25 protein-coding genes and 1 pseudogene are annotated in these 23,483 nt (G+C 74.2%); 13 read left to right on the top strand and 13 right to left on the bottom strand.

Annotated features, from left to right (window positions below; all coding sequences use genetic code 11):
- Positions 1-5: 5 nt before the first annotated feature.
- Complete coding sequence (locus tag F6X51_RS02155) at positions 6-539, bottom strand: Dps family protein (RefSeq protein WP_150961577.1); 534 nt, start codon at positions 537-539, stop codon at positions 6-8.
- A gap of 275 nt (positions 540-814) precedes the next feature.
- A complete protein-coding gene (locus F6X51_RS02150; RefSeq protein WP_407658413.1) occupies positions 815-2,233 on the bottom strand; it encodes a L,D-transpeptidase family protein in 1,419 nt (472 codons plus the stop codon).
- Positions 2,234-2,291: 58 nt separating this feature from the next.
- Here F6X51_RS02150 and F6X51_RS29005 point away from each other — a divergent pair.
- Both F6X51_RS29005 and F6X51_RS02145 read left to right on the top strand, forming a co-directional pair.
- Positions 2,292-2,345, top strand: a pseudogene (locus F6X51_RS29005) (hypothetical protein); the annotation flags it as partial.
- Positions 2,346-2,831: 486 nt separating this feature from the next.
- Entirely contained in the window at positions 2,832-3,989 is a 1,158-nt protein-coding gene (locus F6X51_RS02145; protein ID WP_150961572.1) for an acyltransferase family protein, read from the top strand.
- On the opposite strand, the gene F6X51_RS02140 is transcribed toward F6X51_RS02145, so the two are convergent.
- Positions 3,976-5,178, bottom strand: a complete 1,203-nt coding sequence (locus F6X51_RS02140) for an endo-1,4-beta-xylanase (RefSeq protein WP_150961570.1) — start codon at positions 5,176-5,178, stop codon at positions 3,976-3,978. The two genes, F6X51_RS02145 and F6X51_RS02140, sit on opposite strands and share 14 nt — an antisense overlap.
- 177 nt (positions 5,179-5,355) lie before the next feature.
- Here F6X51_RS02140 and F6X51_RS02135 point away from each other — a divergent pair, with 177 nt between their 5' ends.
- The 3 genes from F6X51_RS02135 (at position 5,356) to zwf (ending at position 9,218) form a co-directional block, all read left to right on the top strand.
- On the top strand, positions 5,356-6,414 hold the full coding sequence (locus tag F6X51_RS02135) for an SDR family oxidoreductase (RefSeq protein ID WP_150961569.1): 1,059 nt from the start codon (positions 5,356-5,358) through the stop codon (positions 6,412-6,414).
- 128 nt (positions 6,415-6,542) lie between these two features.
- Positions 6,543-7,388 carry an SDR family NAD(P)-dependent oxidoreductase gene (locus F6X51_RS02130; RefSeq protein WP_150961566.1) on the top strand — a complete coding sequence of 282 codons (846 nt, stop codon included), beginning with the start codon at positions 6,543-6,545 and terminating at the stop codon, positions 7,386-7,388.
- A 351-nt stretch (positions 7,389-7,739) separates the two neighbouring features.
- Positions 7,740-9,218, top strand: a complete 1,479-nt coding sequence (zwf, locus tag F6X51_RS02125; RefSeq protein ID WP_150961564.1) for a glucose-6-phosphate dehydrogenase — start codon at positions 7,740-7,742, stop codon at positions 9,216-9,218.
- A gap of 10 nt (positions 9,219-9,228) precedes the next feature.
- On the opposite strand, the gene F6X51_RS02120 is transcribed toward zwf, so the two are convergent.
- A complete protein-coding gene (locus tag F6X51_RS02120) occupies positions 9,229-10,005 on the bottom strand; it encodes a ComF family protein (RefSeq protein WP_150961562.1) in 777 nt (258 codons plus the stop codon).
- Positions 10,006-10,012: 7 nt separating this feature from the next.
- Positions 10,013-10,249, bottom strand: coding sequence for a hypothetical protein (locus tag F6X51_RS02115; protein ID WP_150961560.1), 237 nt, complete (start codon positions 10,247-10,249; stop codon positions 10,013-10,015).
- A 186-nt stretch (positions 10,250-10,435) separates the two neighbouring features.
- Here F6X51_RS02115 and F6X51_RS02110 point away from each other — a divergent pair, with 186 nt between their 5' ends.
- Complete coding sequence (locus tag F6X51_RS02110; protein ID WP_150961557.1) at positions 10,436-11,371, top strand: methyltransferase domain-containing protein; 936 nt, start codon at positions 10,436-10,438, stop codon at positions 11,369-11,371.
- The gene (locus F6X51_RS02105) at positions 11,368-11,727 is read left to right on the top strand and encodes a DUF427 domain-containing protein (protein ID WP_150961555.1); all 360 of its coding nucleotides are present in this window, start codon (positions 11,368-11,370) and stop codon (positions 11,725-11,727) included. Before F6X51_RS02110 ends, F6X51_RS02105 begins: the two co-directional genes overlap by 4 nt.
- Before the next feature lie 43 nt (positions 11,728-11,770).
- Here F6X51_RS02105 and F6X51_RS02100 read toward each other — a convergent pair whose 3' ends face one another.
- From F6X51_RS02100 to F6X51_RS02085, 4 genes are all read right to left on the bottom strand, one after another.
- Entirely contained in the window at positions 11,771-12,328 is a 558-nt protein-coding gene (locus F6X51_RS02100) for a DUF4142 domain-containing protein (protein WP_150961553.1), read from the bottom strand.
- A gap of 73 nt (positions 12,329-12,401) precedes the next feature.
- Positions 12,402-13,937 carry a DUF6880 family protein gene (locus F6X51_RS02095; protein WP_150961552.1) on the bottom strand — a complete coding sequence of 512 codons (1,536 nt, stop codon included), beginning with the start codon at positions 13,935-13,937 and terminating at the stop codon, positions 12,402-12,404.
- A 42-nt stretch (positions 13,938-13,979) separates the two neighbouring features.
- Positions 13,980-14,219 carry a hypothetical protein gene (locus tag F6X51_RS02090; protein WP_150961550.1) on the bottom strand — a complete coding sequence of 80 codons (240 nt, stop codon included), beginning with the start codon at positions 14,217-14,219 and terminating at the stop codon, positions 13,980-13,982.
- A gap of 104 nt (positions 14,220-14,323) precedes the next feature.
- A complete protein-coding gene (locus F6X51_RS02085; protein ID WP_150961548.1) occupies positions 14,324-14,551 on the bottom strand; it encodes a hypothetical protein in 228 nt (75 codons plus the stop codon).
- Between the two features lie 98 nt (positions 14,552-14,649).
- Between F6X51_RS02085 and F6X51_RS02080 the strand changes: the two genes are divergently transcribed.
- A complete protein-coding gene (locus F6X51_RS02080) occupies positions 14,650-14,955 on the top strand; it encodes a hypothetical protein (RefSeq protein WP_150961546.1) in 306 nt (101 codons plus the stop codon).
- Between the two features lie 118 nt (positions 14,956-15,073).
- On the opposite strand, the gene F6X51_RS02075 is transcribed toward F6X51_RS02080, so the two are convergent.
- Positions 15,074-15,655, bottom strand: a complete 582-nt coding sequence (locus F6X51_RS02075; RefSeq protein WP_150961544.1) for a glutathione peroxidase — start codon at positions 15,653-15,655, stop codon at positions 15,074-15,076.
- Between the two features lie 189 nt (positions 15,656-15,844).
- On the opposite strand from F6X51_RS02075, the gene F6X51_RS02070 reads away from it, so the two are divergent.
- Positions 15,845-16,393, top strand: a complete 549-nt coding sequence (locus F6X51_RS02070) for a PRC-barrel domain-containing protein (RefSeq protein WP_150961542.1) — start codon at positions 15,845-15,847, stop codon at positions 16,391-16,393.
- A 37-nt stretch (positions 16,394-16,430) separates the two neighbouring features.
- Here F6X51_RS02070 and F6X51_RS02065 read toward each other — a convergent pair whose 3' ends face one another.
- Positions 16,431-16,862 (bottom strand): response regulator, encoded by a 432-nt coding sequence (locus F6X51_RS02065; RefSeq protein ID WP_150961540.1) that lies wholly within the window; start codon positions 16,860-16,862, stop codon positions 16,431-16,433.
- A gap of 217 nt (positions 16,863-17,079) precedes the next feature.
- Between F6X51_RS02065 and argJ the strand changes: the two genes are divergently transcribed.
- The 4 genes from argJ to F6X51_RS02045 all read left to right on the top strand — a co-directional run bounded on the left by argJ (position 17,080) and on the right by F6X51_RS02045 (position 20,079).
- Positions 17,080-18,330, top strand: coding sequence for a bifunctional glutamate N-acetyltransferase/amino-acid acetyltransferase ArgJ (gene argJ, locus F6X51_RS02060; RefSeq protein ID WP_150961529.1), 1,251 nt, complete (start codon positions 17,080-17,082; stop codon positions 18,328-18,330).
- Entirely contained in the window at positions 18,327-19,112 is a 786-nt protein-coding gene (locus tag F6X51_RS02055; RefSeq protein WP_150961527.1) for an SIMPL domain-containing protein, read from the top strand. The genes argJ and F6X51_RS02055 overlap by 4 nt, the downstream gene beginning before the upstream one ends.
- The gene (locus tag F6X51_RS02050; RefSeq protein WP_150961525.1) at positions 19,112-19,531 is read left to right on the top strand and encodes a (deoxy)nucleoside triphosphate pyrophosphohydrolase; all 420 of its coding nucleotides are present in this window, start codon (positions 19,112-19,114) and stop codon (positions 19,529-19,531) included. Before F6X51_RS02055 ends, F6X51_RS02050 begins: the two co-directional genes overlap by 1 nt.
- 164 nt (positions 19,532-19,695) lie before the next feature.
- Positions 19,696-20,079 (top strand): type 1 glutamine amidotransferase family protein, encoded by a 384-nt coding sequence (locus tag F6X51_RS02045; protein WP_407658412.1) that lies wholly within the window; start codon positions 19,696-19,698, stop codon positions 20,077-20,079.
- Between the two features lie 9 nt (positions 20,080-20,088).
- Here F6X51_RS02045 and F6X51_RS02040 read toward each other — a convergent pair whose 3' ends face one another.
- Both F6X51_RS02040 and F6X51_RS02035 read right to left on the bottom strand, forming a co-directional pair.
- On the bottom strand, positions 20,089-20,763 hold the full coding sequence (locus tag F6X51_RS02040; RefSeq protein WP_150961523.1) for a Rossmann-fold NAD(P)-binding domain-containing protein: 675 nt from the start codon (positions 20,761-20,763) through the stop codon (positions 20,089-20,091).
- Between the two features lie 85 nt (positions 20,764-20,848).
- Entirely contained in the window at positions 20,849-23,350 is a 2,502-nt protein-coding gene (locus F6X51_RS02035; protein WP_150961521.1) for a sensor histidine kinase, read from the bottom strand.
- Between the last annotated feature and the right edge of the window lie 133 nt (positions 23,351-23,483).

Below are 23,483 nucleotides of genomic sequence, written 5' to 3'. Positions count from 1 at the left end.
GCCGGTCAGTGACCCGATTGCGTGGCGTTCCGGGTCGACTCGTAGAGGAACCAAGTGCGCTCCTCGGACTGGTCGATCCACTCCTCGAGCAGGCTCGTGGTCGAGACGTCGTTGGCCTCGTCCGTGATCCCGTGCAGCTCCCGCATGTGGGCGGTCAGCGCCTTGTTGTCGTCGCGCAGCTCCGTCAGCATGTCGAGCGGGCTGACATACTCGGCGTTGTTGTCCTGCACGCGCTTCAGCTCGCTCGCCTGGCCGATGGAGCGCAGGGTGGTGCCGCCGATCTTGCGGGCACGCTCGCCGACGTCGTCGATGATGCCGAAGATCTGCTCCGATTGCGCGTCGAGGAGCAGGTGGTAGTCGCGGAAGTTCGGGCCGCTGACGTGCCAGTGGAAGTTCTTGGTCTTGATGTAGAGGGCGAACAGGTCCGAGAGCAGGACGGTCAGGCCCTCGGCGATCTTCTTGGTGTCGGCCGGATCGAGGTCGGTCGGGGTGTTCAGGCGGTCGCTGTCGACGCGCGGGGCGAGCTTGGCCTTGGCCATGGATGATCTCCGTTGATGATGCCGGGTGTTGTCGGGTCCGGGCGCCGGCGGTGGATCTGCGCGGCGTCTCTCGCTCGGCAAAATGAATGGTGAAGCCGATTGTTCCGCCCCGCATGGCAGCGGTGCGGAGGGCGGCCGGCTTGGAGTGGTTCCAGGGGGCGGGACGGCACGCCGGAGCCCCGCCCATCGGCGCGGCCGGGGCGCGGCGATGCGGCCGGGCGCGCTAGGGCGCGTGGCGCGCGCGGACGAGCGCCGTCACCCGCCGGGGCGGTGCCTCAGGCGCGAGGGCCGACGAGGCCCGGCGGCAGCATCGCGGGCTCGCGCGCCGCGGGCTGCGGGGCCGGGATCCGGGTCTCGGGCTTCGAGACGAGCGGTTTCGGGGCGGGCGGCTTCGAAGCAAGCGGCTTCGGGGCGGCCTCCGGGGCCCGGGCGGGGGCCGGCGCCGGGACGGCCCGCGGGGGCGCGGCCCGCGGGGTGATGGCCCCGGTGGTCTGCACGTCGGGCACCGCCGCGGCGGCGGGCGGGGCCGGGCTGTCGAGGTTGTAGATGTCATCGCGAAAATGCGCGCGGCCGTCCGGCGTGGCGTAGCCGGTGAGGTACAGGAAGGCGACCGGAATCGGCTTCACCGGCTTGATGTCGCGCCGGTCGCCCGCGGCGATGCCGGTCTCGATCTCGATCGGTCCCCAGCTCGAGCCCGGGCCGTTCGGGCCGGGGGTGCCCTCGAGCAGCCAGCCGACGAATTCCTTCACCTGGCCGACGCGGACGCAGCCGTGGGAATGGAACCGCACCTCGCGGGCGAAGAAGGATTTGGCGGGGGTGTCGTGCATGTAGACCGCGTGGCGGTTCGGCATGTCGATGCGCACCTGGCCGAGCGAGTTGTCGAAGCCCGAATCCTGCCGCAGCGTGTAGTTGACCGCCTTCTCGCCCTTCCAGTCGATCGCCGTCGGGTTCACCTCGACGCCGCCGGGGCCGAGGATGCGGATGTGGTTGCGGGCGAGCCAGCCCGCATCCTTGCGCATCTTCGGGATGATCTCGTTCTTCACCACCGAGACCGGCACGGTCCAGGTCGGGTTGAAGTTGATGTCGGTGATGCGGGTCTCGACCGCGGGCGTCGCCTTGTCGGGGCTTCCCACGACCGCGACGTAGCGGCGCGCGACCTGGCCCTTCTCCACCGCCTCGACGGTGGCGGAGGGGATGTTCACGATCACGTAGCGGTCGCCGAAGGGGAAGTTCGAGCCCATCAGGCGGTTGGCCGAGGCCGCGAGCTGGCGCTGGCGCACGCTCGCCGGCACGTTGAGGGCCGCGAGGGTCTGGCGGCCGAGGATGCCGGTCTCGGGCAGGCCGTGGCGGGCCTGGAAGGCCTTCACGGCCGCCACCAGCGGCGGGTCGAACCGGTCGCTCGGGGGCGCGTCGGCCGGCAGGTCCCCCGTCAGGGTGAGGTGATGGCGCAGCGACGGCACCGCCGGGTTGCGGGCACCGGGCTTGAGCACGAGGTCGGCCGGCAGGCTCTCCCAGCCGCCGGCCTCCACGAAGGCCTGGTAGCGCTCGGCCATGCGCAGGGTGTCGAGGAAGGTGCCGGGGGCCACCGTCGGCACCGGATCGGTCGAGACCCGGGCATAGACCAGCGGCGCCGGCTCGCGCTTCTTCGGGGGCGCGGGCGCCTCCGCCACCGGCGGGGATGCGGGCTGCGCCACCGCGGATTCCGACGGCGCGGAACTCGCAGGCGCGGAATTCGCAGGGGTCGAATTCGCAAGGGTCGAATTCGCAAGGGTCGAATTCGCAGGGGCAGAATTTACAGGGGCTTGAGCCGGGGCAGCCGCGGGGGCCGGCGCCGGACCGGCGCCCTGGCCGGACGCCGGCTGGCCCGCACCCGGCCTCGGGGACGGAGCCGCGGCCTGGGCGGATGCCTGTCCCGGCAGCGTGCCCGGCACCGTGGCGGGCGGCAGGCCCTGAGCCGCCGCTGCCCCGAGGGCGCCCAGGAGGGCGAGGGGCGACAGGCCGGTGCCGAGACGGGCGCCCAGGCCGGCGCTCAGGCGGCCGGAGAGGCGGGGCGGGGACAGGGTCAGGCGCGCGGGCATCGCGGGTCTCGTCGGGGGAGATCGGCCCGATGATGGGACGCGATGGTTACCAATCCCCTCCCGGGCGGGGCGCCGTTCACCCTAGCGGCAAGTTGTCTGGGCCTTCGGGGGGATTTGCGGATTTCCTTCCGGAGCCGGTCCGGGCCACATGCGGGGCGCGGCGTGGTCCGGGTCCGTACCGGGGCGGTGTCGATGATCGGGGGATCGGATGACGATGAGCAGCGAGGCCGCGCGGACCGGGGGCCGGGGCGTTCCGGGCATTCCGGCCGCGATGCCCTACCTGCCGCAGCTCGACGGCGTGCGGGCGGTGGCGGCCCTCATCGTGTTCGTCGCGCATGCGGGCTTCAGCCACATCGTGCCCGGCGGCTTCGGCGTCACAGTGTTCTTCTTCCTCAGCGGCTACCTCATCACCACCCTGCTGCGCATCGAGCGGGCACGGACGGGGCGCGTCAGCCTTCCGGCCTTCTACCTGCGCCGCACCCTGCGCATCCTGCCGCCGATGTACCTGACGCTCCTCGTCTCCGGAGCCGTCTACGCCCTCGGGCTGATGGACCGGGCCGTGGACGGCGCGGCGGTGATCGGGCAGGCGACCTTCCTGACCAACTACCCGGCCCTGTGGGGCACCGAGCAGGTCCTGCCCGTACCCCTGTGGAGCCTCGCCATCGAGGAGCACTTCTACCTCGTCTTCCCGCTGGCCTACGCCCTCTGGCTCGGGCGCCGGTCCCCGGGCCGGGCGGCGCTGATCTGCCTCGCCACCTGCGGGCTCGTGCTCGGCCTGCGCGCCCTCAACGTCTGGCGGCTCGCGGATTACAGCCTGAACTACAGCTGGACCCACACCCGCATCGACGCGATCCTGTTCGGATGCTGCCTCGGCCTGTGGCAGAACCCGGTCTGCCCCGGGGCGGCGGGCTGCGTCTGGGCCCCCCGGCCCTGGCAGGCGGCGGCGGCCCTCGCCCTCATCCTGGGCACGCTCCTCGTGCGCGACGAGGCCTTCCGCCAGAGCCTGCGCTACACCCTGCAGAGCGCCGCCCTGTTCGTGATCTTCTCCGCGATCCTGCAGGGACGCGGGCCGATCGTGCGGTTCCTCGCCTGCGCGCCGATGCGCTGGCTCGGCCTCTATTCCTACAGCTTCTACCTCGCGCACGCGACGGCCTTCGCGCTCGTCTGGCACCTCGCCCCGGGCCTCGGGCGGCTCGGCGGCATGGCGGCGAGCTTCGTCCTGACGCTGGCCTACGCGGCCCTGATGTACGCCGCGGTCGAGCGCCCCTGCGCCCGGCTGCGCCGCCGCCTCCTCGACGGCGGGGGGCGCCCGCCCGAGCCGAGCCTCGCGGACGGGGTGCGCGCCGCCGAGGCGCCGCTCACCCGCGCCTGAGCCGGTCCCGGTGCGCCCCGTGGTCGGGCGCATCGCGAAAGGCCTTGTGAAAGGCGTGCCAGAGGGGCTTGCGGGCGAACCCCGCGTCGAGGGGGAGGGCGCGCTGGGGCAGCCCGTCCGGCCGCTTGCGGTTGGGATGGTCGTTGAGCCAGGTGTCGGGATCGTAGATGTCCCAGGTGACGACGTTGAGCACCGCCTTCTCGGCGCAGACCACGTCGAGGTAGCGCCGCGCCATGTCGGTCACGCCCCGGTCCCGCGCCGCGATGTCGGACGGGAAGGCGCGATCGTCGAAATCGAGCTCGGTGATCTCGATGCCGAGGCCGAGGCCGCCGATCTCGGCGAGGAAGCGGCGCAGGCGCTCCTGGTCGATCGGCAGGGTGCTGGTGAGGTGGGATTGCAGGCCGAAGCGGCGGATCGGCACCCCGCGGGCGAGCATGCCCTCGAGCCGGCGCAGCACCCGGGTGCGGCGCGCCTCCATCCAGGGCACGTCCTGCTCCACCGCGTCCTCGTTCCAGGTGCCGGCGGCCCCCGGGTCGACCTCGTGCAGGATCCGGAAGGCGAGGTCGATGTAGCCGGGCCCGAGGGAAGCGAGCCAGGGCGTCTCGCGCAGCCCGTCCGGGCGCTGCACCGCGTCGCCGATCGCCAGCACCTCGTTGACCACGTCCCAGGCCTCGATGGTGCCGCGCCAGTGCCCGGCCGCCGCCCCGATCCAGCGCCGCAGGAAGGCCTCGGCCTGGGCCGGACCGCTGCGGGCGAGGAGCGGCTGCACCCAGTCGGGCAGGGCGTTGTGCCAGACGAGCGTGTGGCCCCGCATGCGCTGGCCGTTGGCGCGGGCGAAGCGCAGGGTCGCGTCGCCGGGGCCGAAATCCTCGATGCCGGGCTGGGCCAGCACCACCTCCATCTTCATCGCCGTGCCGCAGACGAGCATGCCGCACTCGCGCGCGACGGCGCGCCGGTAGGCGGCCATGTCCAGCCGGTAATGGGGCACCTCGCACCCGTAGGTCAGCCCCGTGCGGGCGGCGGCGGCCTGCAGGCTGTCGGAGGTCCAGGCGGGCGGCCCGACCGGTCCGAAGCCGGCGGGTTTCGCCGCGGGCCTGGCGCGCGCGCCCGGTCCGCAGAGGGTCGAGGCCGCGCCTCCCAGGAGGGCGGTCCCCGCGCCTCCCAGGAGGGCGCGGCGGGTCGGTGGCATGAGGCGCACGGCTGACGTCGATCCCCCGCGGAGGCACCCCATGTAGAGCACGGGCCCGCCGCCGGCACGAGGGACGCGCCGGGCTCCTCCGCGGCGATTGCGCCTCGTCCGCCGCCCCGCGGCTTGATCCGCCGCCCTGCGTCGCCATCTCGCGCCCCACAACCGGAGATCGACATCATGACAGGCACAGCCCTCATCGCCGGCGCGAGCGGCATCGTCGGCAACAACCTCGCGCGTCACCTCGTGGCGCAGGGCTGGACCGTCCTCGGCCTCGCGCGGCGCCCCGTCCCCATGGGGGGCGTCACCCCGGTGGCGGCGGACCTGACGGATCCCGCCGCCCTCGCGGCGGCCCTCTCCGAGCACCGGCCGACCCACGTCTTCATCGCCACCTGGATGCGGCAGGCGACGGAGGCGGAGAACTGCGCCGTCAACGGCGCCATGGTGCGCAACCTCCTCGACGCCCTCGGCCACGCGCCCCTGGAGCACGTCGCCCTGGTCACCGGCCTCAAGCACTATCTCGGGCCGTTCGAGGCCTACGGCCAGGGCAGCCTGCCCCAGACCCCCTTCCGCGAGGACCAGCCGCGGCTGCCGATCGCCAACTTCTACTACGTGCAGGAGGACGAGGTCTTCGCCGCTGCCGAGCGGCGCGGCTTCTCCTGGAGCGTGCACCGGCCCCACACCATCGTGGGCTTCGCGCTCGGCAACGCCATGAACATGGGCGTGACGCTCGCGGCCCACGCCACCCTCTGCCGCGAGACCGGCCGCCCCTTCCTGTTCCCGGGCTCGCCCCAGCAATGGGACGGGCTGACCGACGTGACCGACGCGCGGCAGCTGGCCCAGCACCTCGCCTGGGCCGCGACGACGCCGGCCGCGCGCAACACCGCCTTCAACGTCGTCAACGGCGACGTCTTCCGCTGGAGCTGGATGTGGGGGCAGGTCGCGGCCTGGTTCGGCCTCGCGCCCGCGCCCTATCCGGGCCGGGCCACGCCCCTTGAGGGACAGATGGCCGGGGACGGCCCGCTCTGGGCCGAGATCGCGCGCCGCGAGGGGCTGGTCGAGGCCGATCTCGCGCGCCTCGCCTCGGCCTGGCACACGGATGCGGATCTCGGGCGCCCGATCGAGGTCGTCACCGACATGGGCCGCAGCCGCCGCCTCGGCTTCACCGGCTACCAGCCGAGCGACGACAGCTTCTTCGACCTGTTCGCGCGCCTGCGCGCCGAGCGGGTGATCCCGTGAGCGTCCCCTCGACAATCCGGGCCTGCGCCCCACCCTGATCCTCCGCACCAGCCCAGGTCCGGGCATCCAAGCTCCGATCACCCCAGGTCCGGGCATCCCAGGTCCGATCACCCCAGGAGGGACACGACATGGCCGAGCATCCCGCGATCAGCCCCGGCCGGGCGGCCGTCGTCACCGGAGCGGCGAGCGGCATCGGGCTCGCCGCCGCCAGGGCCCTCGCCCGCAAGGGCATGAACGTCTGGCTCGCGGACCTGCCCGGCGAGGCCCTCGAGGCGGCCCGCGCCGAGGTGGCGGCCCTCGCGGCCGTCGAGGTGCGGGCGGTGGCGACCGATGTCGGGCGCGCCGAGGCGATGGAGGCCCTGCGCGACGCGGTGCTCGCCCATGGCGGTCCCCCCGCGCTCCTGATGCTGAATGCCGGCGCCGAGGGCGGCGGCCGCCTCTTCTCGGACCTCGCGACCTGGCACCGCATCCTCGACACCAACCTCTGGGGCGTGGTGAACGGGTTCAGCGCCTTCGTGCCCGGCATGATCGCGGCCGAGAAGCCCGGCAGCGTCGTCGTCACGGGCTCGAAGCAGGGCATCACCACACCCCCCGGCAACACGCCCTACAACGTCTCGAAGGCGGCCGTGAAGGCCGCCACCGAGGCCCTCGCGCACGAGCTGCGCGGGCAGGCGCCGGGCCGGCTCAGCGCCCACCTGCTGATCCCGGGCTTCGTCTATACGGGCCTCGCCAGGGCGCGCGGCGTCGCCGAGAAGCCCGCGGGCGCCTGGACGCCGGAGGAGACGGTGGAGTTCCTCCTCGCCGGGCTCGGCCGGGGCGATTTCTACATCCTCTGCCCCGACAACGAGACCACCCGCGCGCAGGACGAGAGGCGCATCGCCTGGGCCGCGGGCGACCTCATCGAGAACCGCCCGGCCCTGTCGCGCTGGCACCCGGATCACGCCGAGGCGTTCCGCCGGCACATGGAGGGGTGATGCGGGCGGGCCCCGCCGCACCCCTGCGGCCTCGTCGAACCGCGTGCGAGAAAGCCGATCGCACATCGGACCTTCGGTGAAATCCAGTGCTGTGGCGGGCGCCTTGGGTCTTCATCAATCGGTCGGCGCCGCGATGGCCGAACGAGACGCGCCGAGACTTCGGTTTCTCATCGCGGCCCGCGACCGGAGCGACCCCCTCCGTGGGGCCCGCCGCGGGGTCGTGATGGCCGCCCGTTTGGCGAAGGTCTTGCGAGGGGTATAAGGCGGACGCCGGGAGCGGCCGGTGCTTCGCGCCGGCGTCCAGGACCACCGCGAGACCCTTCGAGGCCGTCAGTCACACGGGAGCCGCCCTTGGCCACCATCATCCCCGTCGCTTCCTTCGACTGCGTCGTCTTCGGCGCCACGGGAGACCTCACGACCCGCAAGCTCCTGCCGGCCCTGTACTACCGCTACAAGGACGGGCAGATCCCGCCGACGAGCCGCATCATCGGCGCCTCGCGCTCCGAGATCAGCCCCGACGCCTTCCGGGAGCGGGCCCGCGACGCCCTCAAGCGCTTCGTGCCGGGCCACGACCTCACCGAGGAGGCACTCACCGCCTTCCTCGACCATCTCGACTACGTCGCGGTGGACGGCTCGGGCGAGGACGGCTGGGAGCAGCTCGCCGCCAAGCTCGCCGAGCGGCCCGAGCAGGTGCGCCCCTACTACCTCGCCACCTCGCCCGACCTCTACGGCGCGATCTGCCGCAACCTCGCCAGGCACGGCCTCATCGGCGAGAAGAGCCGCGTCGTGCTGGAGAAGCCCATCGGCAAGGACCTGAAATCGGCCCGTGCCATCAACGACGCGGTCGGCGAGGTCTTCCCCGAGGAGCAGATCTTCCGCATCGACCATTATCTCGGCAAGGAGACGGTCCAGAACCTGCTCGCCCTGCGCTTCGCCAACACCATCTTCGAGCGGCTCTGGACCGCGGACGTGATCGACCATGTCCAGATCACGGTCGGCGAGACCGTCGGGGTCGAGGGCCGCGCCGGCTACTACGACACCTCGGGCGCCCTGCGCGACATGGTGCAGAACCACATCCTGCAGCTCCTCTGCCTCACCGCGATGGAGAGCCCCCTCAATCTCGACGCCAACTCGGTGCGCGACGAGAAGCTGAAGGTCCTGCGCGCCCTCAAGCCCATCACCCCGGCCGACGTCCAGCACGTCACCGTGCGGGGCCAGTACGCGGCGGGCGCCGTCGACGGCAAGCCGGTCGAGGGCTACCTCACCGATCTCGGCCCGGGCTCCCAGAGCCGCACCGAGACCTTCGTGGCGCTCAAGCTCGAGGTGCAGTCCTGGCGCTGGGCCGGGGTGCCGTTCTACCTGCGCACCGGCAAGCGCCTGCCCGCCAAGATGTCCGAGATCGTGGTGCAGTTCCGCGCCTCGCCCTTCTCGATCTTCCCCGAGGAGGCCTTCGGGCGCGAGCCGAACCGCCTCGTCATCCGCCTGCAGCCGAAGGAGGGGATGAAGCTCGAGGTGATGACCAAGGACCCGGGCCCCGGCGGCATGCGGCTGCGCCCGACGAACCTCGACATCTCCTTCGAGGAGACCTTCAAGCAGCGCTATCCCGACGCCTACGAGCGCCTGCTGATGGACGTGGTGCGCGGCAACCCGACCCTGTTCATGCGCCGCGACGAGGTCGAGGTCGCCTGGGCCTGGGCGGATTCGCTGCTCAAGGCCTGGGCCGACCGCCCCGAGGCCCCGCGCCCCTACGCCGCCGGCAGCTGGGGCCCGACCGCCGGCATCGCGCTGATCGAGCGCGACGGCCGCACCTGGCACGAGGACCTGCGCTAGCGGGCCGGGCTCACAGGGCCTCCTGCGCCACCAGCGCGAAGGTCAGGAGGTCGACGGAGGCCGCCCCGCCCCGCAGCAGGGCGCGGGCGGCCGCGTTGGCGGTGGCGCCCGTGGTGGCGACGTCGTCGATCAGCAGGACGCGCCGGCCCTGCAGCATCGCGCGGGCGGCGGGCGGGACCCGGAAGGCGCCCTGCAGGTTCGCGGCCCGGGCCGCGCGGCTGAGGCCGACCTGCGAGCGCGTCGCCCGCACCCGCGCCAGCGCCCCGGGCGCGTAGGGGAGGGCGGCGGCCCCGGCGATCGGGCGGGCCAGCAGGGCGGCCTGGTTGAAGCGGCGGCGCCAGAGGCGCCAGCGGTGCAGCGGCACCGGCACCACGCATTGGGCCTGCCCGATCAGCTCGCGCCCGCTCGCCAGCATCATGCGGGCCATCGGGACGGCGAGGTCGAGGCGGTCCTCGTATTTCAGCCGGTGGACGAGGCTTCGCGCCGCGCCGTCGTAGAGCGCCACGGCGCGGGCCCGCCCGAAGACCGGCGGCTCCGCGATGGCGCGGGGGGAGAGCAGCGGCCCGATCCCGAGATCGAGGGCGAAGGGCGTGCCGTAGCGGGGGCAGAGCGGTGCCTCGATGAGGCGCAGGGACGACCAGCAGGCCGGGCAGAGGGCGCCGGGATCGGCGGTGGCGCCGCCGCAGCCGGCGCAGCTCGGCGGGTAGACGAGGCCGAGCGCGCTCCGGAGCGTCCCGCGGAGGAGGCCATGCAGGACGGGCACCGCTGCGGAGAACGGTGCCCGCATCGGGGCGTCAATGCGCGGTTTGCTGCTGGGGCTGCCGCTGGATCTGCTGGTCCTGGCGGTCGCGCTTGTTCGCCTGATGGCGCCCGACGGCGCAGCCCGCCGCGGCGCCGAGCACCCCGTGCCCGGCCATGTGGCCGGCGACGCCGCCCACGAGGGCGCCCTTGATGCAGCCCTTCGCCTCGGCGCCGGCGCTGACGGTGAGGGCGGTGAGAACCATCGCGGAACCGACGAGAAACTGCCTCATGGCAACGTACTCCTTGTTCAGGTGGAGCAGGAACGGGGATCGGCCTTGGCCGTTCCGGCCTCTCGCAAGCGTGATCGGGCGCACCCACCGGACGGTTGGTTCCGCGACCCTGACGCATCCCGCGCGGGGGCGCGATGTGCTGGGCGCCCTGGCGTGGCCGCCTCCCGGAGGCCATCCTGCGGGCAGATGGATTCGGCCCTTCCCCTCTTCGATACGGTTCTGGCCCGGCGCCGCCTCGCCCGCGCCCGCCGCGCGGGCTACGCCGACTTCCTGCTGGCGCGCCTCGTCGACGACCTCGACGACCGCCTCGGCGCCGTGCTGCGGCGCTTCCCCGACGCCCTCGATCTCGGGACGCCGATCCCCGCCGCGGCCGCGCGGCTCGCGGCCGGCGGGCGCACGGACCGGGTGCTGCGCCTCGCCCCCGTCGCGGAGGCGCCGGACGGGCTCCTGCGCGCGGTGGGCGACCCGGAGGCGCTGCCCGCCGCCCCCGGGCGCTTCGACCTCGCGGTCTCGCTGCTCGCGCTCCAGCACGTCAACGATCTGCCCGGCACCCTGGTGCAGCTGCGCCGGGCCCTGCGGCCGGACGGGCTCTTCCTCGGCTGCCTGCTCGGGGGGCGCAGCCTGACCGAGCTGCGCCAGAGCTTCGGCGCGGCCGAGGCCGAGGTCGAGGGCGGCGTGAGCCCGCGCGTCGCGCCCTTCGCGGAGGTGCGGGAGATGGGCAGCCTGCTGCAGCGGGCGGGCTTCGCCCTGCCGGTCACCGACACCGAGACGGTCACGGTGCGCTACGGCGACCCGTTCGCGCTGATGCGCGACCTCCGGGCGATGGGCCTCACCAACGTCCTGAGCGAGCGCCGCCGCACGCCGCTGCGCCGCGCCACCCTGATCCGCATGGCCGAGATCTACGCCGAGCGCTTCGCCGATCCGGACGGGCGGCTGCGCGCGAGCCTCGAGTTCCTCTGGGTCTCGGGCTGGGCGCCGCATGCGAGCCAGCAGCAGCCGCTCAAGCCCGGCAGCGCCAGGGCGCGCCTCGCCGACGCCCTCAACGCGCGGGAATTCACCCCGGGCGACATCCCCGACGCCCCGCCCGCCGCCCCGCCCGAGGACGACAGGAACCCGCGATGAGAGAGCCCGGCCCCGACCACCCGATCACGATCACGCGCCACGCCAAGCGCGTGCGCGTCCACCTCAACGGCGTCGTGGTGGCCGACACCGAGGCGGCGCTCCGCCTCGCCGAGGCGAGCTACCTGCCGGTGCTCTACATCCCCCGCGCCGACACCCGCTTCGCGCTGTTCAGCCCCAGCGCGCGGACGAGCCACTGCCCCTACAAGGGCGCGGCGAGCTACTACGACCTCACGGTCGGAGACACGGTGCGCCCGAACGCGGTCTGGAGCTACGAGGACCCGTTCCCCGCCGTGGCGGCGATCAGGGACCACCTCGCCTTCTACCCCGACAAGGTGGACGCGATCCAGGAGGAGTAGGGCGCCCGCGGGCGGAACGCCCCCCTTCCGGCGGGCGCCGGGTCTACTTGTCGAGCTCCTGCGCCAGCTTCAGGTGATGATCGAGGGCCGGCTGGGTCTTGGCGGCCCAGGCCTTCAGGTCCGGGTTGTCGCCGCCCCGGGCGTAGCGCCCGAACAGGTCCACGGCGTCCTTGTGCGCCTTCACCTGGTCGTCGTGGTACTGCTTGGTGAAGTCCTTGCCCTGCAGGCCCTTGAGGGTGTCGAGCTTGCTCTGGTGGGTGCTGTCGAGGGCGGTCGGCAGGGTCGCCTGAACCTTGCCGCCCTGGACCATGGCCTTCATCGCGCTCGACGTCTTCTCGTGGTCGGCGATCATCTGCTTGGCGAAGGTCTTGGTCGCGTCGTCGCTCCGTTCCGCCGCGAGCCGGCTCGACTGGATCTCGAACAGGTCGCTGATCGCCGCTTCCTTGACGAAGTCGGGAGTCGACGGGCTGGTGCCGACCAGGGCGTTGAGGCCGCTCTTCTCGCCGAGCGACTGGGCGAGCGCCGATCGGGTCAGGACGGACTGGGCCAGGATCTGCGTCCCGCCGAGGAGGCATGCAACAACCAATGCGTGCAATTTCATAGGGTATTCCCTCCAAAGTTGATCGGAGGGGAAAGGCGGATCGGTCCGCGGGGGTTCCTGCGGGCCGGAGCGGTCACGCCCCCGCCACGAGGCTCCAGAACCCGGTCTTGCGCCCGTGCGCCCGGCGCAGGGCCTCGCGATAGGCGGCCTGCTCCGGCTCCAGCCTGCCCGGGGCGAGGCGGCGGCCGAGGGCGTCGAGCTGCGCGAGGTAGCGGGCGGCGTGGCCGTAGGCGTGCGCGCGTCCCCGCGCCAGGATGTCGTCGATGAGGCAGCGGTAGAGATGCGCCGCCTCCTCCGGGAAAGCCTCCTCCAGCGCCTCGGCGGCCGGGGCCAGGACCGCGTAGCGCTCGCCTTCCCAGGAGGCGCGCCGCGCGCGCACCAGCCGGGCGGCGCCGGGCAGGTGCGGCCAGCCAACTAGGAAGCCGAGCGCCCGATAGGGCTGCGGATGGGTGGCCGCGAGCGCGAAGGCGCGCTCCAGGGCCGCGTCGTCCTCGAAATCCGGGAGCTTGGCGAGGTAGTCGCGCAGCATCTCCCGGTCGAGGGTCTCGGCGAAGCGCCCCCAGCGGAGCGCCTGCGCCTCCTCCCGGCGCCCGAGCGCCTCGAGGGCGCGGATCTCGGCGACGATCCGGGCCCGGTCCGGCACGTCCGGATCGGGCACCCCGGCGATCAGGTCGGCGCGGGTGGTCACCCGGGCCTTCGGGGCCGGCCGGCGCAGCCAGTCCAGGGCCTCGGCGGCGCGGCCCGCCCCGAGCAGGCGCTCCGCCACCGCGACCCGGTCCGGGCGCCCGGGGGCGGCCTCGTGCTCCAGGGCGATGAAGGCGTCGGCGTCGCCGCGCCGGTCGGCGAGATCCTGCCGGATGCGGATCAGGCGGCTGCGCCGGTAGCGGCCCTGCCACTCGGGCGCGCGGCCGGCCGCCTCCGGCACCTCGGCGCCCGCGAGGGCGGCATCGAGCTCCGCCAGGGATGCCGCGCCGAGGCGCGGGATCAGGTCGGTCAGGACCACCCCGAAGGCCCCGTCGGGCTCGGCCGCGATCCGGGGCACGAGGCCGAGGGCGAAGCGCGCGGCCTCCGCGGCCGGCAGGCTCCCGGCGATCTCGACCGCCGCCTCGGCCGCCCGCTCGTAGACCCCCTGCGTGATGCCGAGGCTGTCGTCGACCCGGTTGAGCACCGCGTCCGCCCCGGCGAGGAAGCGCACCAGCCGGTCGAGGGCGGCCCCCGCATCGAGGGGACGCAGGGCGTCGAGGACCACCGAGACGGTGGCGTCGAGATCCGCCGTGAAGGCGCGCCGCTTCTGCCAGTCGATGTAGCCGCGCGCGCCCTCCAGGGCCGCGAGCCGCCGGTCGACGATCGCCGCCACCGCCTCCGGCCCCTGGAGCGCGGCGAGCGCCGCGCTGACGATCTTCTTGAAGGCCGGGTTGCGGGCGGTCTCCCCGAGGATCAGGTCGATCATCCGCTCCGGCCCGAGGGCCGCCAGGGTCTCGGGGGACGGGGTGGTGCGCCGCGCGCCCTTGCGCCGGCCGGGCACGGCGGCCGCGGCCGGTGTCCCGGGCGCGCCGGCCGGTGTCTCGACGGTGCTTGCGGCCGGCTTCGCGGCCGCCCTACGGGCCATCCCGGCCTCCCGCCGCGCGAGGGCGCACCGGGGCGCTGCCCGTCAGTCCACGACCTTGGCGGTCGGGCGGTCGTTGCCGCGGGCGGTCTCGTCGTGCCAGGCGCCCCGGGTGTCCTGGTAGCGGATGCCCTCGGTCGAGCCCGGCACCTGCTGCTCGGCCGCGGCGGCCTGGGCGGCCTGCAGGGCCTCGTCGTGGCTCGGGAAGGTCTCGGAGAAGACATCCCCGAGCTTGTAGGCGAAGCCGCCGTCATGCTCGACGATCCGGTAGGTGACTTCGGTCATGGCTGCTCCTGGGTCATGGCTGCTCCTGGGGTTTCAAAGGGCACCGCTCGTGAGCGCCAACCCGCGGGGCGGCGACCCGTTCCTGCGGGTAAGGCCCGCCCGGCTCAGTGGCGGGTCGGCGGGGCGAGGTCGAGATGGGCCACCGCCGCCTCGCAGCCCGCGATCAGCGAGCCGCGCACGTCGTCCGGCGCGTAGCCGGCCCCGTCCGGGAAGGCCATGCGCCGGGTGGCGCCGTCGCTCTCCCGCCGGATATGGGCGACCCAGCCCTCCGGCCTGCGCTCGAAGCGGACCGCGTAGCGGTCCCCGTCCTTCTCGAAGCGGTGCGGTTCCATGCTGCTCCCCGGCACGGGGCTGGAACGACCTGCCCTGGGGCGGCCCCGCGTGCCGCCCTATCTGGTGCCGGACCCGATCCTCCGGTAGAGGCGCCTCCATGCGCGATCTCCGTCCCCTCGCGGTCCTGCTCCTCCTGGCCGCCGGATCCGCGGCCGGCCCCGCCGCGGCCCAGATGGGCGGGTTCGTGGCGGGCAGCACCGTCGGCCTGCCCGCCACCGGCGTGCCGGCCCGCGTGCCGCCGAACCCCTTCGCGTCGAACTACCCCTCGGCGCCCCCGCCCGCCCCGGCGCTGGTCGAGCGCCGCCGCGCCTGTCACGCCTGCCGCACCTGCTGCGCGCGCGAGCGGGTCGTGCGCCGGGCGCCGGACGGGGCCAGGCTTCCGCCGGGCCGCATCCCCCGATGATGGCGTGGCTCACGGCCGGGGGCGGCGTCCACGTCGTCCTGCTGCTCTCCGGGCTCGTGATCGGCCTGATCGCGGTGACGCGCTGAGGGCGCGCGGATGCGCGCCCCGGGCCGGTGCCTCAGCCCGCGGGCTTGTCGAGTTCGGCCGCGAGGGCGCTGATCAGGCGCGGGTCGGTGGGCTCGACCTGCGTCGCGAAGGCGGCCGCGAGGGTGCCGTCGCGGGCGACGAGGTACTTGTGGAAGTTCCAGCGAGGCGTCTCGCCGGGCTTCTCGGCGGCGGCCCACTGGTAGAACGGGTGGGCGTTGGGCATCCGCACCCGGGTCTTGGCCGTCATCGGGAAGGTGACGCCGTGGTTCCTGCGGGCGGCCTCGACGATGGCGGTCCCGTCGAGGGGCTCCTGGTTGCCGAAATCCGGCGAGGGCACCCCGAGCACCGTCAGGCCCCGGTCCTGGAAGCGGGTCCAGAGGGTCTGCAGCCCGGCGAGCTGCCCGGCATAGCCGCAGGCGGTCGCGGTGTTGACGACGAGGATCGGCCGGCCGGCAAAGCCGCTGAGCGGCAGCGGCCCGCCCTCGGGGCGGTCGAAGCCGAAGCTGCCCGCCCGGCCGCCGGCGAGCCCGGCCGCGGCGGCGCCCCCGGCACGGCTCGCCCCGGCCGCGACGGCGCCGAGGAGGATCAGGGCTTCGCGACGCAGCATCGTCATGGCGGTCTCGCTCCTCGGTCGGCGCCGCGCCGGCGCCCTGCCCCGCGGAATCTAGCTCCGGGGCCGATCACGTCCATGCGGCCAATGGGAACCTTTGCGCCGGCCTGGGCTTGTGCGGGGGCACGATGCCGCGGGGGCCGGCCCGCCGATCGCCGGCCGCCCCCTCAAGACCTTCCGGAAAGAGATCCCATGCGCAGCCTGCTCGTCGCGACGGCCCTCCTGATGTCCAGCGCGACCACGCTGCCTGCCCAGACGCAGGAGGGCGGGCAGCCGCCGGCCGCGCAGCCCACGGCCCCCGCTGCGTCCCCCTCCGCGTCCCCCTCCGCGTCCCCCTCCGCGTCCCCCGCGCCCGACGCGGCGGCGCCCCCGAGCCCCGCCCCCGCCAAGCCCGCCACCCTCGCCAACGACCTGCGCCCGACCTTCGTGGCCCAGGCGCCGAGCGACATGGTGGCCTCGAAGCTGATCGGCCTGACGATCCAGAACGCCGCCAACGAGACCATCGGGGAGATCGCCGACGTGGTGCTCGACGAGGACAGCAAGGTGAAGTCGTGGGTGGTCGGCGTCGGCGGCTTCCTGGGCATCGGCACCAAGTACGTCGCCATCGACCCGAGCGCGCTGAAGCTCGCCCGCCAGGACGGCAAGACCCTGAAGGCGACGATCAACACCGACAAGGACCAGCTGCGCGCCGCCCCCGAATACGTCTATCTCGGCAAGGAGAAGACCGGGGAGAGGAAGTAGGCCGGAGGGCCCTCGGCGGCGTGCGGGGCGCCGCCCCTCAGTTGCGGCCCGCCAGCGCCTCGCGGACGGTGCTGGCGATCGATTCGTCGCGGGCGTCCTGGGAGATCACCAGCGCGTCCGGCACGTGCTCCATCGCCTCGGCGCCGGCCCGCGCCATGTCGCTCGCCAGCACGATGCGCAGGCCCGGCCGCAGGGCGCGGGCCTCCAGGGCGAGCTGCGAGCAGCAGAGCGCGCCCTCGAGCGAGACGTCGGCGACCAGCACGTCCACGGGCAGGCCGAGCACCAGCACCGTCAGGGCGTCGACGCCGCAATCGCAGGCGGTCGCGCTGAAGCCCGCCCGCCGGATCTGCCCGGCGACGTCCTCGCGCCAGTGCTTGTGGCGCCCGGCGATCAGGACTTGCACCCCGTAGGCGCCCCCCGAGGAGGCGCCCGCGGGAAGGACGGCGGATCCGACTTCAGGACGTGGCATTCCGCCCCCGATTTCGCCTTCGCTTTGCATCGCACCATGCTAAGCCGGATCGTCGGAAATGCACAAGCCCTCGGCCCCATTCCAGCCGCAATGATGCGGCGTGCTGCCTGGAAGATGGGTAGGTGCGCGGGCCCTGCCTCCGGTTGACGCCGCGCCTCCCCGGAGGCAACACGGCGCGCCGCCCGAGCCGCGGCGGATCGCCGGAGCCGTGGATACGATGTCGTCCGCAAAGTCGCCCCCCGTCTCGCCGCTCGCCCCCGGAACCTATCCCGACCTGCCGGCGATTCGCGGCGTCGCCCTGGCGACGGCCCAGGCGGGGATCCGCTATTCCGGCCGCACCGACGTGCTCTATGTCGGCCTCGCGGAGGGCACGCAGGCGGCGGGCGTCTTCACCCGCTCGAAATGCCCCTCCGCCCCGGTGGATTGGTGCCGCGAGGCCCTGGCCACCCCCGCGGCCCGGGCCCTCGTGGTCAATTCCGGCAACGCCAACGCCTTCACGGGCGCCAGGGGCCGCGAGGCCGTGGCGCTGACCGCCCGGATCGCCGCGGCGGCGGCCGGCTGCGCCGAGGACGCGGTCTTCATCGCCTCGACCGGGGTGATCGGCGAGCCCCTCGACGCCCGCAAGTTCGAGGGCGTGCTCGCCGAATGCGCCGGCCGCACCGAGGCCGGGGCGCAGGCCTGGAGCGCCGCCGCCCGGGCGATCATGACCACCGACACCTTCCCGAAGCTCGCCACCCGCACGGCGGAGGTCGCGGGCCTGCCCGTGCGCATCAACGGCATCGCCAAGGGCGCGGGCATGATCGCCCCCGACATGGCCACGATGCTGGCCTTCGTGTTCACCGACGCGGCCCTGCCGCAGGGGGTGCTGCAGGCGCTGCTCACGGAGGGCACGCGCAAGAGCTTCAACTGCGTCACCGTGGACGGCGACACCTCGACCTCCGACACCCTGATGCTGTTCGCCACCGGGGCGGCCGGCAACGACCCGGTCGCGCGGGCGGACGACCCGCGCCTCGACGGCTTCCGGGCGGCCCTCGACGATCTCCTGATCGAGCTCGCCCAGCTCGTGGCCCGGGACGGGGAGGGCGCCCGCAAGTTCGTCACCGTGGCGGTGGAGGGCGCCGAGAGCGACGCCTCGGCCCATCGCATCGCCCTCTCGATCGCCAACTCGCCCCTGGTCAAGACCGCGGTGGCGGGGGAGGACGCCAATTGGGGCCGCGTCGTCATGGCGGTCGGCAAGGCCGGCGAGCCCGCCGACCGGGACCGCCTCGCGATCTGGTTCGGCGACGTGCGGGTGGCGGTCGCGGGTGCCCGCGACCCCGATTACAGCGAGGACGCGGCGAGCGCCGTGATGCGCGCCCCCGACGTCACGGTGCGGGTCGATCTCGGCCTCGGCGCGGGCCGCGCCCGCGTCTGGACCTGCGACCTCACCAAGGGCTACATCGAGATCAACGGGGATTACCGCTCATGAGCGCGCCGCGCCGCAAAGGCGCCCTCCTCGCCGCGCCCCTCCTCGCCGCGCCCCTCCTGGCCACTCCCGTGCTCTCCGGTCCCGCCTGGGCCCAGGAGGCGTCAACGTCGGTGCCCGCGTCGGCGCGCGGGGCTAGCGACGGGCTGATCCACGTGGTCGGCCGGGCCCGCTCGGAGACCCCGCCCGATTTCGCGAGCGTCGAGATCGGCGTCGAGTCGAAGGGCCCGACCCCGGCCTCCGCCCTCGACGCCACCAGCGAGGCGGCCCGCAGGATGATCGCCCTCGCGGCCGAGTTCGGCGTCAAGGACACCGATATCGGCACCACCGCGGTGGCGCTGCAATCCGTCACCCGCACGGTCCGCCAGCCCGACGGCACCATGACCGAGAAGCCCGACGGCTACCGGGCCACCAACCAGGTGCGCCTGCGCCTCGCCGAGATGGGCCGCCTCGGCGACCTGATGCGCCGGGCCCTCGATGCCGGCGCCAACCGGATCGACGGCATCACCTTCGGCCTCAACGATCCCGAGGCCGCCGCCTCCGCCGTGCGGGTCGCCGCCATGAAGGACGCCTCCGCCCAGGCCGGCCGCCTCGCCGAGGCGGCCGGCGTCCGGCTCGGGCGCGTGGTCTCGATCCAGTCGCCGCCCCGCGAATCCCCGCCGCCGGTGCTGATGGCCATGCCGGCGCCGAGCCCGAAGGGCCGCAGCCGCGCGGCGGTGCCCCTCGTGGCCGGCACCATCGAGGCCAGCGCCGAGGTCGCCGCCAGCTTCACCATCGCGCCGTGATGGCGGAGAAGCCCCGCCTGCTCCTCGTGGTCGCGGTCGCCCTCGTGGATGCCGACGGGCGCGTGCTCCTGGCCCAGCGGCCCCCGGGCAAGCAGCTCGCCGGGCTCTGGGAGTTCCCCGGCGGCAAGGTCGAGCCCGGCGAGCGGCCGGAGGAGACGCTGATCCGCGAGCTTTCGGAGGAGATCGGCATCACGGTCGAGGAACCCTGCCTCGCGCCCCTGACCTTCGCGAGCCACGCCTACGACGCGTTCCACCTCCTGATGCCGCTCTACGTCTGCCGGCGCTGGTCGGGCACCCCCCGGTCGCTCGAGGGCCAGGCCCTACGGTGGGTGCGCCCGCGCGACCTGCGCGACATGCCGATGCCCCCGGCCGACGCGCCGCTGATCCCCTACCTGATCGATCTCCTCGGCCCCGCGTGACGGGCCGCCGCGGCGGTGCTCCCCCGGAGCGGCGTGCGTCGGCGGATTCCCTCCCCGGGTCCCGAGGTCCGGCGGGGCGGTCCTTGCGCCTCCCGGGGGGCCGATGCCAACGCGGCCCTGTCGACGCCGTGTTCCACCCCGGCGGGCAAGGTCCCCTGTGGGACTTGGCCGAGGACTTGGCCAAGGACCTGGCCGAGGACTCCGCCTCGGTGAGGCTGATCGAGGCCACGCTTGGGGCCGGCAAGCCCGTCACCCTGGTCTGCCACGCCCCTGGCATGCTGCGCCACGCGCGGGCGCCCGGCGGCAAGCCGCTCGTGGCGGGCCGCGACGTCACCGGCTTCACAGACACAGGGGCGGCGGCGGTGGGCCTCACCGGCGTGGTCCCCGTCCTGGTCGAGGACGCGCTCAAGCGGAACGGCGGCCGGTTCACCAAGGCGGGGGATTGGGAGCCCTGCGTCGTGGCCGACGGCCTGCCGATCACCGGCCAGAACCCGGCCTCGTCCGGTCCGCCGGCCGAGCGCCACCTCGCCCGGCTCGCGCATGGCTGACGGCGCCCCTCACGGCCCCTCCCGCCCGAGGGCGGGGAGGTCGCGGGCCTCGATCACCCGGATCAGGCCGCCGCGCTTGGCCAGCCGCAGCATCGCCCGCCCCAGCGCCCGCGTGTCCGTGACGTAGGCCGGGAGCGCCCGCTGCAGCAGCGGCAGCACCGGGCCGAGCACCCGGTAGAGCGCGTCGACGCCGCCCGTGCGCGAGCGGATCCCGTCGCGCGGCCGGATCGCGGCCGGGCGCACCGCGTAGACGCGCCGGAAGGGCAGGCGGAACAGGGCGTTCTCGGTCCGGCCCCGCACCCGCGCCCACATCACCCGCCCGCGCTCCGAGGCGTCGCTGCCCGCGGCCGAGACGTAGACGAAGCTCATCCGGGGATTGAGGGGCGCGAGCGTCCGGGCGACCGCCAGCGTGAGGTCGTGGGTGATGCGGGCGTACTGCGCCTCGCTCAGGCCCATCGAGGAGATGCCGAGGCAGAACAGGCAGGCATCGTGGCCGGAGAGGACGTCCGCCAGCGGCGCCAGGTCGAACAGGTCCGGGTGGCGGATCTCGCGCAGCTTCGGGTGCCGCTGCCCCGTGAGGCTCCGCCCGATCGCCAGCACCGCCTCGATCTCGGGGTCGCGCAGCGCCTCGCGCAGCGCGCCCTGGCCGATCATGCCGGTGGCCCCGAACAGGATGAGCTTCATGACGCCCCGCCACGCTGGATCGGAAGGACGGACCCGGCCCCATTCGGCGCCCGGCGCCCGGCGCCCGGAGCCCGGAGCCCGGAGCCTACTCGGCCGCCTCCATCCGGGACTCGGGGTCCACGAGGGGGAAGGTGCAGATCACGCAGGTGCCCGCCGTCGGGGCGGTCTCGAGGGCGACGCGCCCGCCATGCAGCTCGACGAAGGAGCGCACGATCGACAGGCCGAGCCCGACGCCGCGGTGGCGGGTGCCGAGGGTGTGGCTCTCGAACCGGTCGAAGACCCTCGCGGCCACGTCCGGGGGCATGCCGCGGCCCTCGTCGCGGACCGAGAGGACGAGGTCCGTCGCATTGCGCCGCGCCTGCACGGTGACGCGCTGGCCCGCCCCCGAGAACCCGACCGCATTCGACAGGAGGTTGAACAGGATCTGGCGCACCCGCTTCCCGTCCGCCACCACGCTGCCGATGTCGGCCGGCACGTCGAGGACGAGGCTGACGGAGGATTCGGCGAGGCGGTCCTCGATGCCGCGCGCCGCCGCCGCGATGGTGGCCTGCACGTCGACGGGCTCGCGCTGCAGCTCGAGGGAGCCGGCATCGATCGAGGCGAGGTCCAGGATGTCGTTGATGATGACGAGGAGCGAGCCCGACGAGCGCAGGATGTGGTCGGAATATTCGCGCTGGCGCTCGTTCAGGGCCCCCACGGTCTCGTCGCCGAGGAGCTGGGTGAACCCGATGATGTTGGTGAGCGGCGAGCGCAGCTCGTAGGAGACGTGGTGCACGAAGGTGTCGCGCAGCTGCGCGGCGCGCTCCAGGGCCTCGTTCTTCTCGGTGAGCGCCCGCTCGACGTTCACGCTCGCGGTGACGTCCGTCAGGGTGATCAGGGTGGCGCCCTCGGGCAGCGGCTGGGCGGCGCAGTCGAGCACGGTCCCGTCCACCACCTCGAGGCGGCAGGCGAGGCCGGAGCGGGTCTCGAGGCCCACCACCGCGTCGCGGATGTCGAGCCAGGGCTCCTCGGCGGGGGCGAGCACCCGGCAGGCCTCGATCACGGTGTCGACCCGCGGGCTCGCCGCGAGCGTCGCGGCGTCGAGGCGCCAGATCGTCGCGAAGGCCCGGTTGGCGAAGGTGAGGCGCCCGTCCGCCCCGAACACCGCCACCGGCTCCTTGAGGGTGTCCAGGGTCTCGGCCTGGACCTGCATCAGGGCGTTGTAGCGGGATTCGAGCTTCATCCGGTCCGAGACGTCGTCGAACAGGTAGGTGAGGCCCCCTTGCGGGTTCGGGTCGGCCACGACCCGCAGGGTGCGGCCGTCGGGCAGGTACCACCAGGTCTCGTTGGCCTCCGCCGCCCGGTAGGCGGCCAGCACGCCCTGCTTCCAGGACTTGAAGTCGGCCTGCTCGGGGAGCTTCCGCTGGGAGCGGAGATGGTCGAGGATCTCGCCGTCGAGCGGCCGGCCGTCCAGGAAGGCGGCGTCGAGGTCCCAGAGCTGCCGGTAGGCGGCGTTGTGGAAGATCAGGCGCTGGCGGGCGTCGAAGATCGCCACCGCGGTGGGGAGCTGGTCGAGGGTGCGGACGTTGGCGTCCATCTGGCGCTGCAGGTCGGCCCGCACGCTCTCGAGCTCCGAGACGTCGACCGCGATGCCGACGCGCCCGTGCTCCAGGGCGCTCTCGGTGACGTCGAGGATGCGGCGCCCGCCCGCCACCACGGCCGAGAGGCGCAGGGCCTGCCGGGGCCCGGCGGTGCTCCGGCGGGTGCCGTCCTCGCGGGCGATGAAGTCGCGGGCCTGCCGGTCGAGGAGCTCGGTGCCGGATTCGAGGGCCGCCTCGCGGGTCCCGGCCTCGACGGCGGCCACGTAGGCCATGTTGACCCAGGCCAGGCCCCCGTCCCGGTTGCGCCGCCAGACGGGCTGCGGGATGGCGTCGAGGAGGCCGGCGAGCGCCGCCAGGCCGCGGCGGGCCTCGTCGAGGGTCTCGCGCAGCTCGATCAGCTCGCGCCGCTCCTCGGTGGTCTCGCGCAGGCGCAGGAGGGCGCGCCCGGCGACCGCCTGCCCCTGCGCGTCGATGCTGCGGCCCGACTGGCTGCGCAGGTTCAGGCGGAAGCCCGTGCCGCGCACCCGCAGGGCCTCGACGGCGGCCTCGAGCTCGGCGGAATCCGCGGGGAGCAGCCAGGAGCCGAAGGCGAGGATGCGCCGCGCGGTGCCGCCGGCCGAGCGCACCCCGTCGAAGGCCAGGGTCGCGTCGCCCTCGATCACGGGCTCGCCGCGCCCGGCCCAGGTGACGATGACCTGGCGCTCGGCGTTCAGCAGCATCTCGGCCCGGTCGTGGGCGCCCCGCAGCGCCCCGAGGGCGGCGGCCTGCTCGCGCTCGCGCCGGGTCCAGCGGGAGCGCTCGTGCAGGTGCATCAGGGACAGGATGGTGGCGAAGACCGTGAGGCCGATGAGGATCGCGAGGCCCGCGAGATTGTGCGTGTGCAGGCTCCCGGACCAGACGGTCGGGTCCGCCTGCGGGCCAGCCAGGGCCGGGCCGGGGAGCCCGGCCGCGGCGACGACGAGAGCGCCGGCGCGAGCCGTGAGGCGCGCCGTTCCATCGACCCTCATGATCCGTACCGCCTCCACGAATCTTCGATGAGGCACGCGAACACGGCCCCGCAGCGCGCAGCGCGCCGTTCTCGCGTGACGGCGACGCGAACCGCTCGCGAGGCACCTCATCTGAGGAATCGCCGCACTCTAA

Source organism: Methylobacterium planeticum (assembly GCF_008806345.1).
Lineage (GTDB): Bacteria > Pseudomonadota > Alphaproteobacteria > Rhizobiales > Beijerinckiaceae > Methylobacterium > Methylobacterium planeticum.
The sequence above is the reverse complement of the archived record's forward strand: the minus strand, read 5'-3'. Positions and strand labels throughout refer to the sequence as shown.